Source organism: Erwinia billingiae Eb661 (assembly GCF_000196615.1).
GTDB lineage: Bacteria > Pseudomonadota > Gammaproteobacteria > Enterobacterales > Enterobacteriaceae > Erwinia > Erwinia billingiae.
This window is the reverse complement of sequence record NC_014306.1, coordinates 441,389-454,442: the sequence shown is the minus strand read 5'-3', so window position 1 is coordinate 454,442 and position 13,054 is coordinate 441,389. Positions and strand designations below refer to the sequence as shown.

The 13,054-nt window shown below is 55.0% G+C and carries 10 protein-coding genes; 5 read left to right on the top strand and 5 right to left on the bottom strand.

The genetic code is table 11. The annotated features are described in order from the left end of the window. Positions 1-3: 3 nt before the first annotated feature. On the top strand, positions 4-915 hold the full coding sequence (locus EBC_RS03420; RefSeq protein WP_157868048.1) for a LysR family transcriptional regulator: 912 nt from the start codon (positions 4-6) through the stop codon (positions 913-915). On the opposite strand, the gene yjdN is transcribed toward EBC_RS03420, so the two are convergent. Further along, on the bottom strand, positions 905-1,345 hold the full coding sequence (gene yjdN, locus EBC_RS03415) for a VOC family metalloprotein YjdN (protein WP_013200415.1): 441 nt from the start codon (positions 1,343-1,345) through the stop codon (positions 905-907). The genes EBC_RS03420 and yjdN overlap by 11 nt on opposite strands. Positions 1,346-1,477: 132 nt before the next feature. On the opposite strand from yjdN, the gene EBC_RS25680 reads away from it, so the two are divergent. After that, entirely contained in the window at positions 1,478-1,657 is a 180-nt protein-coding gene (locus EBC_RS25680; RefSeq protein ID WP_157868002.1) for a hypothetical protein, read from the top strand. A 6-nt stretch (positions 1,658-1,663) separates the two neighbouring features. Here the strand turns inward: EBC_RS25680 and EBC_RS03410 are convergent, their stop codons facing one another. The 3 genes from EBC_RS03410 to EBC_RS03400 are packed head-to-tail and all read right to left on the bottom strand — an operon-like array spanning position 1,664 to position 5,509. After that, complete coding sequence (locus EBC_RS03410; protein WP_041691866.1) at positions 1,664-2,977, bottom strand: c-type cytochrome; 1,314 nt, start codon at positions 2,975-2,977, stop codon at positions 1,664-1,666. Between the two features lie 10 nt (positions 2,978-2,987). After that, positions 2,988-4,769 (bottom strand): GMC family oxidoreductase, encoded by a 1,782-nt coding sequence (locus tag EBC_RS03405; RefSeq protein ID WP_013200413.1) that lies wholly within the window; start codon positions 4,767-4,769, stop codon positions 2,988-2,990. 2 nt (positions 4,770-4,771) lie between these two features. Further along, positions 4,772-5,509, bottom strand: coding sequence for a gluconate 2-dehydrogenase subunit 3 family protein (locus tag EBC_RS03400; RefSeq protein WP_013200412.1), 738 nt, complete (start codon positions 5,507-5,509; stop codon positions 4,772-4,774). A gap of 271 nt (positions 5,510-5,780) precedes the next feature. On the opposite strand from EBC_RS03400, the gene EBC_RS03395 reads away from it, so the two are divergent. Then, positions 5,781-7,193, top strand: coding sequence for an MFS transporter (locus EBC_RS03395; protein ID WP_013200411.1), 1,413 nt, complete (start codon positions 5,781-5,783; stop codon positions 7,191-7,193). Positions 7,194-7,246: 53 nt separating this feature from the next. Here the strand turns inward: EBC_RS03395 and EBC_RS03390 are convergent, their stop codons facing one another. Beyond that, complete coding sequence (locus EBC_RS03390) at positions 7,247-10,225, bottom strand: bifunctional diguanylate cyclase/phosphodiesterase (protein ID WP_013200410.1); 2,979 nt, start codon at positions 10,223-10,225, stop codon at positions 7,247-7,249. Positions 10,226-10,560: 335 nt separating this feature from the next. Here EBC_RS03390 and sbmA point away from each other — a divergent pair, with 335 nt between their 5' ends. Then, a complete protein-coding gene (sbmA, locus tag EBC_RS03385; RefSeq protein WP_013200409.1) occupies positions 10,561-11,790 on the top strand; it encodes a peptide antibiotic transporter SbmA in 1,230 nt (409 codons plus the stop codon). Positions 11,791-12,159: 369 nt separating this feature from the next. Beyond that, positions 12,160-12,810, top strand: coding sequence for a hypothetical protein (locus EBC_RS03380; RefSeq protein WP_013200408.1), 651 nt, complete (start codon positions 12,160-12,162; stop codon positions 12,808-12,810). The last annotated feature ends 244 nt before the right edge of the window (positions 12,811-13,054 follow it).

Here is a 13,054-nt window from a genome sequence, read left to right as displayed (position 1 = left end):
TAAATCATGGCCAGCCGGGATCGTCTTAAAGATATCACCCCCTTTGTCGCCAGCGTGGAGCACGGTAGCTTTACTGCCGCCGCCGACTCGCTGCATCTGACCAGCTCGGCGATCAGTAAAAGCGTGGCACGGCTTGAAGCGCGGCTCGGCTCGCGGCTGTTTGAACGCACCACCCGCCGGCTGGCGCTGACCGATGCCGGTCAGGCCTTTTATGAAACCTGTACGCGTGTGCTGAGCGAGCTGGCGGAAGCGGAATCCGTACTGGCCGCCCAGCGCGCCATTCCGGTCGGACGACTGCGGATTGCCGTACCCAACACCTTTGGCCGGATGCAGGTGATGCCGCTAATCAACGAATTTTGCCAGCAGAACCCGGAGATGCAGATTGCCCTCTCTTTTTCCGATCGCTTTGTCGATCTGTTTGAGGAAGGCGTGGATATCGCGATACGTATTGGCGGCTCGCCAGATTTTCCGCCCTCGCTGGGCTACCGCTTTTTGGGTAATGAAAGGCTGATCTTTTGCGCTTCGCCGGACTATCTGGCGCAGCACGGCGTGCCTGATTCTTTGCAGGCGCTGACCGAAAGGCGAGCCATTGTTTACGATCGGGTAGATGGCAGCACCAGTCCGTGGCATATCCGCTCGCCAGATGGACGAACGATAACCCGAACCCTGCCTTATCGGATGGCGTTGGGGGATGGCGAAGCTCAGGTCGCCGCCGTGGTAGCCGGACTCGGCGTGGCGCAGATGGCGACCTGGCTGATGGAAAAAGAGTTAGCCAGCGGTGCGCTGGTGCGGATCCTGCCAGAGCTGGCGGTAGAAGGTCTGCCGCTGTTTATCGTCTGGCCGCGCAGAAAGCAGCTGCTGCCGAAGGTCGACGCGCTGCTTGCCACGCTGGATCGGCTGAAAATCAGTCAGTAGCGGGTTTGTTTACGTTAATGCGCCACGGCACGCCGAACTTATCGATCAGCGTACCGAAACCGGCCGCCCAGAAGGTTTCTTCCCATTCCAGCGTGACCTTACCGCCAGCGGATAGATTATCATACCAACGTTTGCCTTCGGCAGGATCGTTGCTCGACAGGCTAACGGCAAAACCGTTGTAGCTTACCGCTTCCGCGCTGTCGCTCATTTGCAGCTCGCCGTCGCCAATATGCAGCAGCGCGTGCATGATTTTATCATCCGCTGGCTGTTTAGCGCCTGGGCTGTTCTGTTTCTGTGGCTGCTGTTTTTTCTCCGCAGGCACGTCACCCCAGTTCATTTTAACCGTCAGTTCGGCTCCCGTAGCCTGCTGATAAAAAGCGATAGCCTCTTCACAGTTTCCCGAAAAATATAAATAAGGCGAAAGTTGCATAACATCTCCTTCGTTTGAGGTATGTGCTTAAGAACAAGCTCGAAGAAAGTGTAGCAGGCGACTCAAATCCGGCGCTTAATGACATGTTACTGGTTAATAACATATGCAAAGAAGACAGAGGATAAGCGGTTAATGAATACCGTATCGCGGCGCGGGAACAGTCGCCGGGAAGGAAAGAGTTTCCCAGATTATGAGCGATACAATATTCTTCAAATTGCTTCAACGAATGGACATCAACATGCTAAAAATAACGAGATAACTAAAAATAAAGCAAAAAAAAACGGCCAGTTTGCTGGCCGTTTTCGATCGTAAAGTCGCTTACTTCTCTTCCATCAACTTTTCAACGTCGGCATTGCCCTGATGCTCAGGCACCGTCTTGCGCACTTTCGCCACATCGCTGGCGCTGACCTGCTGCTTCGCGCTGTTACCCCAGCTGCTGCGGATAAAGTTCACCACGTCAGCGACCTGCTGGTCGTTCAGACGCCAGCCGAAGGCCGGCATGGTGATGCTGGAAGGCGCACCCTTCACGCCAGGCAGCGTGGCACCGCTGAGCACGATATGGATCAGCGAGGTTGGGTCTTCTGCCTGCACCACCGCGTTACCGCGCAGTTCCGGGAAGAAGCGCTTATAGCCGCTACCGTCGGTTTTATGGCAGGCAGCACAGCTGTCGACGTACACCGAGGCGCCCGGCTTGCTGTCATCGCCTTTCCACAGGGCTTTCGCCACCGCGTCATCAGACTTGAAGCCGACCTGATTCGGATCGCGCGCGCCCAGCGACTTCAGATAACGGGCAATCGCCGTGGCATCTTCCGGGCTGAGGTGCTGCAGGCTGTGCTCGACCACATCGGTCATACCACCGAATACGGCGGTCTGATCGTTACGGCCGGTACGCAGGAACTGCACCAGATCGTCTTCACTCCAGCGGCCCAGGCCGTCACGGTTATCGCCACGCAGGTTGCTGGCGGTCCAGCCATCAATCGGCGCGCTGCTGCCGGACAGATAGTCACTGCCTTCGCTGTCGTTGAGGGCTTTTTCCTGCATGGTCAGGCTGCGCGGCGTATGGCAGGCACCGCAGTGGCCGAGGCCTTCAACCAGATACTGACCGCGTGCCAGCACCGCATCCTGACCTTTGATTGGCTGGAAGGCCTTCACGTCCGGCGCAAACATGCCGCGCCAGATCGCCAGCGGCCAGCGCATCGACAGCGGCCACGGAATGTCGCTGTCCTGATTGGCCTGCGAAACCGGCTGCACGCCATGCATAAAGTAGGCATACAGTGCCTGCATATCCTCATCGCTGACCACGGCGTAAGACGGATACGGCATCGCCGGATAGAGCGTATCGCCGTTCTTCGCCACGCCATGACGCACCGCTTTCTGGAAATCGTCGTAGCTGTAATCACCAATACCGGTTTGCTTATCCGGCGTGATGTTGGTGGAGTAAATATTGCCGATTGGCGTCGCCATCGACAGGCCACCGGCGAACGGCTGGCCGCCCGCTTTGGTGTGACAGGCCACGCAGTCACCGGCGCGCGCCAGGTATTCACCGCGTTGGATCTGCGCCGCACCGGAGTCGTCCGCCAGCGCGGCAAAGCTTGCCATGCCCAGTAACAGGGCCGGGATCATCATCTTCATCGGGTTGTCCTTATGCCTGCACCAACGGACCTGGATTTTTCAGGTACTGTTCACGAATCGCTTTAGCTGACCAGTAGGTCAGGGCTGCCACCATGCCGGTTGGGTTGTAGCCCAAACCTTGTGGGAAGGCAGAAGCGCCGGGGACAAACACGTTCGGGACATCCCAGCTCTGCAGATAACGGTTCACCGCACTGGTTTTTGGATCTTCACCCATAATCGCGCCGCCGTTCATATGGGTGGTCTGATAGACGGTGGTGTCGAAGTGCGTGCCGGCCGCTTTCGGTGAACCGCTGATCAGTTTCGGGTTCATCGCTTCAGCAATTTTGTGCATTTTGCCGTGCATGAACTGCGACATCTTGATGTCGTTGTCCTGCCAGTCGAAGGTCATACGCAGCAGCGGCTGGCCAAAGGCATCCTTGTAGTTCGGATCCAGGTCCAGATAGTTGTTGCGATAGGACTGGTGAGCCCCGTGTGCATCCATCGACACGTGATGGGTGTAGTGATCGGCCACCGCGGCTTTCCACTTGCTGCCCCAGTTTGGCGTGCCCGGAGGCGTTGGCAGACCGGAGATAGGCTTCACGCCCGCCTGGTTAACCCACATTGGCGAGCCGCCAACAAAGCCGTATTTGGCGTGGTCAAAGTTATCGGCATTGAAATCATCCAGACCCACGCCCGCGCCGCCCGCACCAATAAAGTTATTGGTGAACACGTCCTTATCGAAGAACGCCTTGATGGTGGAGATGTTCTGGTAAGCAAAGTTACGGCCCACGGTCCCTTCATTGGTCACCGGATCGTAAGGCTTGCCAATGCCGGACAGCAGCATCAGGTGCACGTTGTGGAACTGGAAGGCAGAGAGGATCACCAGATCGGCAGGCTGCTCAATCTGACGGCCTAATGCATCGACATAGGTCACGCCGGTGGCGCGCTTTTTATCGGCGGTCAGGTTAACGCGCAGCACGTTGGCGTTCTCACGCAGTTCGAACTTCGCTTCCTGACGCAGCGCCGGCAGGATGTTGACGTTTGGCGAGGCCTTGGAATACATGTAGCAGGCATAGCCGCTGCAATAACCGCAGAAGTTGCACGGTCCCATCTGCGCGCCATAGGTATTGGTATACGGGCCGGAGGTGTTGGCCGACGGCAGATCGTACGGGTGATAGCCGATGGATTCTGCGGCTTGGGCAAACATCTGCGCCGAGAAGGTGCGCTTCTGGGCCGGCAGCGGGAATTTATCGGAGCGGTCTGGCGCAAACGGGTTGCCCTTGCCCTGACCAATCACCTTGCCTTTTACGCTCCATTCAGAGCCTGAGGTGCCGAACACTTTCTCCGCTTTGTCGAAGAACGGTTCCAGCTCGTCGTAGGTGACGCCGTAATCCTGAATGGTCATGCCTTCAGGAATGAAGTTCTTGCCGTAACGCTCTTCGTAATGGCTGCGCATACGCAGTTCCATCGGGTCGACGCGGAAGTGCACGCCTGACCAGTGCAGGCCCGCGCCGCCGGTGCCGGTGCCCGGCAAAAACGCCGCCAGCTGACGATAAGGCTGTGCGGTTTGCGCCGAATTGTGGCGGATGGTGACGGTGCTTTTCGACAGATCCTGGAACAGCTTTTTACGGATGTTATAGGTCAGCTCATCAATTACCTGCGGATAGGCGCCGTCCGGATAGGTATCACGATGCGGGCCGCGTTCCAGTGCCACCACGTTCAGACCGGCTTCGGTCAGCTCTTTGGCCATGATCGATCCTGCCCAGCCGAAGCCGACGATCACCGCATCTACTTTCTTCATTTCGTTTGCCATGGTTATGCTCTTTCCCCACGAATCGATACCGGTGGGAACGGATAACGCTCGCCACGTTCAACCCAGTCCATAAAGTCCGCACGCGCGCCCGGGAAGTTAATCAGCGTCCAGCCGACCATGCCCTGATTGCCGCCGTGGATCGGATCGCTGAAGAACCCTTCACGGGTGTTCTGCAGCAGGAAAGAGAAGAAGACTTTGGCCGGAACCTGTTTGAACGCAACGCTGCCCGCTTCGAACGCCTGCAGCAGCGTGTCCTGCTGGTCCGCGCTCAGTTTGGCGAAGACCTTGCCATGCTGCGCTTTCGCGACCGCATCGGCATCTTCCAGCCCTAAACGGTAAATCTGGCGCGGCACCAGCGGGTACTGATAGCCCAGTTCCTTGTCGGCATCAGGGTGGAAAGGTCCCTGCATATACCAGTTGGAACCAATGGCATACGGCGTATTCATCTGGCGATCGATATATTCCGCCACGCCCGCTTCCAGCGCGCCAGGTCCACGATCGTCGGCCGGGATCAGGCGCGCGCAGGCGGCCTGCACAAAGGCATACTCTTCGGGGGTGAACCAGGTCGGTTGGTAATCACGGGCTTTTTGTGGACCGGATGGCGCGGATTCTTTCGCGGCGGCCGGAGCAGCGGCGGTCAGCGCGCCAATTCCGGTACTGCCGATCGCCATGGCCGGAGCCAGGGTGATGGTTTTCAGCAGGAAGTCCCGGCGGGAGCTTCCTGTGGTTTCTTTCGACATGACATTGCCTTAATAACTTGCGCCTGGTGCTTCGGCTTAGGATTCACGGTTGCTTGCAGTATTTTTTTTAATCGGGCACATAACGCGGTTACCGAATCAATGTTACCGGTAACAATGCCATGGAGTTTAACAGGTCTTTTAGCAAAGATTTAGCGCAGGGAAACAAAATGGCACAAATTCATTAACAAGATTTGCATCTGGATATACAAAACCTGACATAAACCCTTAGGATGGAGGATCTGCGTACCGCAAGAACGAGGATTAAAAAGCAATGAGTGAAGTCTGTTCGCCAGGGACGATGCCGTCTGAACCTGCATTCAATAACAATAAGCTTTCCGAACGTATCGATGCACTGCCGGCCTCAGCCGGGCTATGGCGCTTTATCGCCCTGCTCTCACTGGGTGGGTTTTTCGAGCTGTACGACCTGTTTCAGACCGGCTATATCAGCGCCGGTCTGGTGGCGGAAAATATCTTCCATGTCGGCAGCCAGGGCGTGTTTGGCATCTCCGATCAGGCCGCCTTTGCCTCTTCCACCTTCCTGGGTTTATTCCTCGGTGCCAGCCTGCTGGCTCCCTATGCCGACCGCTTTGGCCGTCGCATCACCTTTATGTGCGCGCTGGCCTGGTACGGCTGTTTTTCGCTGATCATGGCCTTCCAGAATCACGCCGAAGGGATCATTTTCTTTCGTTTCCTGGTCGGCGTCGGGCTGGGCATCGAACTGGTGACCATCGATACCTATCTGACCGAATCGGTGCCGAGCTACCTGCGCAGCAAGGCGTTTGCCTTCGCCTTCTTTGTGCAGTTTCTGTCGGTGCCGGCGGTTGCGCTGATGTCGTGGTGGCTGGTGCCGCAAACGATCCTCGGCCTGACCGGCTGGCGCTGGGTGGTGATTGCCGGGGCGTTATGCTCGCTGGTGATCTGGTTTATCCGAAAAAATCTGCCGGAATCGCCGCGCTGGCTGGCGCAGCAGGGCCGCCATCTGGAGGCGCATAAAGGCGTGACGGCGATGGAGATCCGCTGTGGTAAAGCCAGCACCGAACCGGCGGCAGAGACGATCGAAACCGGCGGCATCATTGAAAAGAAAGGTCGCTTCCGCGATATCTGGCGTCCTGAATACCGTCAGCGCACGCTGATGCTGGTGGTGATGAATATCTTCCAGGCGATCGGTTTCTTCGGCTTCGGCAACTGGCTGCCCGCGTTGCTGTCCGGCAAAGGCGCGAGCATCACCCACAGCCTGCTGTATGCCTTTTTCATTACCCTCGCCTATCCGCTGGGCTCGCTGATTTGCAGCCGCTATGCCGACAAGATTGAGAACAAATGGCAGATCGTGCTCGCCTCGTTGATGACGGTGGTCTTCGGCACGCTGTTTGCGCTGCAAACCAGTCCGATTTTGCTGATCGTCTGCGGCTTCTGCATCACCTACTCCAACGCCTGGCTGACCTACAGCTATCACGCCTATCAAACCGAGGTGTTCCCGACCTTTATTCGCGCGCGCGCCGTCGGGTTCTGCTACTCATTCAGCCGTCTTTCCACGGTGTTCAGCAGCATTATTATCGGCATGATTTTACAGGTGGCCGGTGCGCAGGGCGTGATTGCCTTTATCGTGGTGAGTATGGTGATTGTGATGCTGGTGATTGGGATTTTCGGTCCGAAGACGCGCGGGCTAGACCCGGAACGGATCTAAAACCCCGCCTGGTATTGTATTGCCTGCATGCGCAGGCAATACCGGCGGCAGGCTTACTTTTCTGCCGGGAACCTGGGTTCGGGATGCCGGTCTGGCAGTGTGTTAACCGACATGACTGCATCCGGCGGTGCTTCCGGCAATCTGATACGGATCTCCGATGCCGTTTCAGCAAATCTTTCCGGCGGATTAAACACCTTGAGCCGGGTTTCTGGCGGCTGCGGACGCCCGAAGAAATAGCCCTGGAACAGCGTACAGCCTTCACTTTTCAGCTGTTCAAACTGCTCATTGCTCTCCACCCCTTCTGCGGTAATTTGAATATCCAGACTGCGGCTCATGCCGGTAATGGCGCGAATAATCGCCAGCGCTTCCCGGCTGTCCTTCATATCGTTGATAAATGACTTATCGATTTTAATTTTGTCGAACGGGAAGGATCGCAGATAGCTGAGCGACGAATAGCCGGTGCCGAAATCATCCAACGCAATGCGCACGCCCAGCGCCTTCAGCTTCTGCAAGGTGCGGATATTCACCAGCGTGTTGTCGAGCAGCACCGACTCGGTGATCTCCACTTCCAGCCTGCCCGGCTCCAGCCCGGACTCTTTCAGCGCGGCTTCCACCACCGACACCAGCGAGCTGTTTTTAAATTGCAGCGGCGACAGGTTAACCGCCACGCTCTGATGCGCCGGCCAGTTGGCGGCCTCGCGGCAGGCTTCATACAGGGCATAAGCGCCCAGGCTGTGGATTAACCCGGTTTCTTCGGCAATGGGGATAAAGTCCATCGGCATGATGAGCCCTTTTTCCGGGTGATGCCACCGCATCAGCGCTTCGTAGCCGATGATTTCGCGACCGTGATTGTTGGTAATCGGCTGATAGTAGAGCCGCAGATGCTTGTGGGTAATCGCATCGCGCAGGTCGTTTTCAATCATCCGACGCAGATTGGCGGCTTCGCCCATTTGCACCGAGAAGTGTTCGAAGCGGTTACGGCCGTTGCGCTTGGCTTCATACAGCGCCATATCGGCACAGCGCAACAGCTGCTCCGGCGTCGCCAGCTCGCGACCGCCAATCGCGATGCCGATACTCAGCCCGACCGAGAGGTTATGGCCATCGACGTTAAACGGCAATTTGGTCACTTCAATCAGCCGGTGAGCAATCGCGTCGGCTTCCTGCTGATGGGTCAGGCCGGGCAGCACAATCGAGAATTCGTCGCCGCCATTCCGCGCCAGCGTATCGACATCGCGCAGTACCCCGCGCAACCGGCTGGCTACGGCGCGCAGCAGATCGTCGCCAACCTGATGGCCAAGCGCATCGTTGACGTTTTTAAAGTTATCGAGATCCAGCCCCAGCGTGGCGGTCAGTTTCCCGGCCTCGCGATCGGCACGCAGCGCCTCATTCAGCCGCTGGCTGAACAGCACGCGGTTCGGCAGGCTGGTGAGGTTATCGTGATGCGCCATATGGTGAATGCGCGCATCCGCCGCACGCTGATCGGTGACATCATCAGCAATCAGCAGCACGTAGTTAGTGCGCGCATCGTTGCCGCGAATAATCGACGCCGTGGCGGAGATAATCCGCTCGCCGCCACGGGTATTTAACAGCTGCTCGTTTTTATGCAGCCCTTCGAAGCGTTGCGCGGCGGTGGAAAGCTGGGTGAAATAGTCGCCCATCTCTGAGGTCAGGCAGGCTGCCAGCTTTTTGCCGCTCATCTGTTGCTGAGTCAGCCCCAGCAGCTGTTCGGCCTTGTTATTCATCAGCAGGATTTCGCGCGAAACCACATCTTCCACAATCACCGAAGAGGGAATATTGGCGATGATGGTGTCGAGGAATTTTGACAGCGACGCCGTCCTGGCGCTGTTCTGCTCGGCCAGATCCTTCGCCCGTAAAATCTGCTGCTCATATTCCCGCACTTCGGTGCAGTCGCGGGTGATTTTGGCGTAGCCAATCAGCTGACCACTGTCGTTATGGATGGCGTCGATCACCACATGGGCCCAGAACGCGCTGCCATCTTTGCGGTAGCGCCAGCCCTCGTCGTCAAAGCGACCGCTGGTTTCAGCCAGTTTCAGATTGGTTTCAGGCAGCCGCGCCAGGCGATCCTGCGCGCTGTAGAAACAGGAGAAGTGCTTTCCGACAATTTCGTCGGCGCTGTAGCCTTTGGCCCGCCGCGCACCGGCGTTCCAGTTCACCACCAGGCCATTCGGATCCAGCATGTAGATGGCGTAATCGGTAACGCCTTCCACCAGCAGGCGGAACACCTGCTCCCTCTCACGCTGCTCGACCAGCAGACGCTGTTGTTCGGTACAGTCGCGGGTGATTTTGGCGTAGCCGATCAGCTTGCCGTCGTCGTCGTGGACCGCATCAATCACCACGTGGGCAAAGAAAGCGCTGCCGTCTTTGCGGTAGCGATAGCCCTGTTCTTCAAAACGTCCGGTGCGGTGCGCGGTCCGCAGGTTGGCTTCCGGCACTTTCGCCAGCCGATCCTGGGTGCTGTAGAACACCGAGAAGTGTTTGCCGACGATCTCATCGGCGGTATAGCCTTTCGACCGGGTGGCACCGGCGTTCCAGTTCACCACGTTGCCTTCGGCATCCAGCATGTAGATGGCGTAATCTTTGACGCCATCCACCAGCAGGCGAAATTTTTCTTCATGCGCGCGCTGCCCGGCCTGGGCGGCCTTTTGTTCGGTGCAGTCGCGGGTAATTTTGGCAAAGCCAATCAGCGTGCCGTCTTCCGCGCGCACGGCATCAATAATCACATGCGCCCAGAAGGCGCTGCCGTCTTTGCGGTAGCGCCAGCCTTCCACTTCATAGCGCCCGGTGCGGCTGGCGGTTTCCAGCCCATGCTGCGGCAGGCCTTTAGCGCGATCCTGTTCGCTGTAAAACAGCGAGAAGTTTTTCCCGACAATTTCGTCCGGCAGATAGCCTTTGGCGCGCTGTGCGCCGGCATTCCAGTTGGCGACGGTGCCATCCGGCTTGAGCATATAAATTGCGTAATCCACTACGCTCTGTACCAATAAGCGGTACATCACATCGCTATTTTCTGTCATGGTCTTTTCGCCTGGTTGCTGAAGGTCTGGACGGGTATTTGCCTGTTCAGACCCCTGGCTTTCAAGTGCGTCAGGGCTTGACGCCAATGGGCTCAACGCTGCCTTTTATCAGCAGGCTGTCTGTTTTTTCTAAGAATATTCTTAATAGCTATAAACTGAAAAGCGCTGTCAATTCAAGCGATTTCCGATGAATGTCAGAGGTTCTTTTCTGTTTATCGGCATTGTTTAAAAAACATTCAGCGTTTATTTAGGGCTGACACTTTCGGAAACAACCGCGATAAGATTGTTCACAGCAAAAAGCGTTATAAAAAAAGAGCACATTATTTGGAGTCATTATGTTCAAATCATTTTTTCCCCGACCGGGGCTGTTTTTTGGAAGTGTCGTGCTCTGGAGTGCCCTGGCCATTCTGTTGTGGTTTGCGGGAGCCAGTACCTGGATGACTCACTTTTCGGCCTTAGCAGGCAACACGCAGGAACCGTTACCGAATAACGCACTGCGCTTTATCGCCCCTAGCGCGCTGGCTTTTTATCTCTACTATCTGCTGGTGGTAGCGATATTTTATGCCTTCTGGGCCATCGTCAGCCCGCATCCGTGGCAGCGTTGGTCGATTCTGGGTTCAGCGCTGATTATCTTCGCCACCTGGTTTTCGGTGCAGGTCAGCGTGGCGGTGAATGCCTGGTACGAGCCTTTCTATGATTTAATTCAAAAGGCGATGTCGCACCCTAATACCATCAAGATCGAAGCATTTTACCTGCAGCTTCAGGGATTTTTGAGTATCGCGATGATTGCGGTGGTGGTCGGCGTGCTGAATATGTTCTTTGTCAGCCACTACATATTCCGCTGGCGCACGGCGATGAACAATTACTATATGGATCATTGGCCGGAACTGCGGGGCATTGAAGGTGCGGCTCAGCGTGTGCAGGAAGACACCATGCGTTTCTCTTCGACGCTGGAAGATATGGGCACCAGCTTTATCAATTCGATCATGCTGCTGATTGCCTTTTTACCGGTGCTGGTCGCGCTGTCGGTCCACGTCAAAACCATTCCGATTTTGGGCAGCATTCCCTATTCGCTGGTGATTGCCGCGCTGCTGTGGTCCTTGCTGGGAACCGGCCTGCTGGCGGTTATCGGGATTAAGCTGCCGGGTCTGGAGTTCAGGAATCAGCGGGTTGAAGCCGCGTACCGTAAAGAGCTGGTCTACGGCGAAGACGATCCGCACCGCGCCCGTCCACCGACCGTGCGCGAGCTGTTCTCCAACGTGCGCCGCAACTATTTCCGCCTGTATTTCCACTATCTGTACTTCAACATTGCACGCATTCTGTATCTGCAGCTTGATGCGGTATTCAGTCTGTTTGTACTGTTCCCGTCGATCATCACCGGCGCCATCACCCTCGGGTTGCTGACGCAGATCACCAACGTTTTCGATCAGGTTCGCGGCTCCTTCCAGTATCTGATTAACTCCTGGACCACATTGGTGGAGCTGTTATCGATCTACAAACGTCTGCGCAGCTTCGAGCGCACGCTGGATAATCTGCCCGACCCACAGGACGTCACCGTCGAGTAATCCCGCAACAGCAGAACCTGCGGGCAGAAAGCCCTTGTAAAAAAAGCCCGATATATCGGGCTTTTTTATATTTTATCTTTACGGCAATATAAATGTGCGAGAGAGCACAGAAACAGGAATAAATTTTCATATATTTTTTATAAAAAGTTAATATCCTCTTCACGACGTTATAGTTATGAACGGCAGGATGAAAAATCATTACACATTGAAATTCATAATGCGCAAATTAATTATTTAAAAGTAGAGATACATATTATTTACATCCATGAGGAATCCTTAACATATCAAAAGTAAAACACAGTCACACGATTTTAATTTCCAAAGGAGAAGTTAAGGATAACGTTCATTGTTAACTGAAAGGAATCAAACATGCGTAGCTACGATGATATTGCCAGACGAATTGCTAAAATAATACTTTCTCCGGAGTCTGCCATAGGCTTCACCCATGGCATCCTGTCCGTGCCCACTGACATTGGCTACCTGGCCTATGGATATATGCATACAGATGGCCGCTATTACCGTGAAACCGAAAAAATAAGGATGCTTAAAGCTATTCGCCACGGTATCCTTGAAAATCATCACTTTGCAAGCACGATTGAAACAGTGCTCACCCTTTTCAATAAAAACATATCTGAAAAAAAGCAAGATGCCATTTACGCTAAAACTATCGCCTCAATTGCTGGACGAGTCGTGACAAACGCTGTGGTAGCTGGAAAACTTGCTTCCTCAATTGCTCAACGGAGCTCTTTGTTAGTAAAGTTACGTGGTGGTATTGTTGGCAACACGTTATTGATTGGTGGGATGATGGAAAGATGCATCTATACTTCAGAGCGACTTCAACGAAACAATCCTGAAGTTTATAACGCTCTGAAACCTAGAAATTATGACCTACTTTACTTCCTGGTTGAACCTGCGTTACACCCTTTTATCGAAGCACTTAACATCAAAAGGTTACACGGTTTATCAGCATTTGAGAAAATTCTGGATAAGATAGAAAATGAGATCAAGGCGAAAAGATGAGGCAAATAATTTGAGCGTGTGGAAACGGCTTTTTCATACTTTTCTTGAAACGAGCGTTTCGATTTTAGGTGGATTGCTTGTTCTTGTCTGCTGCTACTGGTTTTTTCATTATGAAACCTGGCATGAGCGCCTGATTGCCATCGGAGTATCTATTCTGGTCGTCTATATCGTGGTCAAAATACTGCCTGACAGACCCGATCAGTAAGCCCCAAATTGAGAAAGACGATCTGACCGTGCCCCCCTA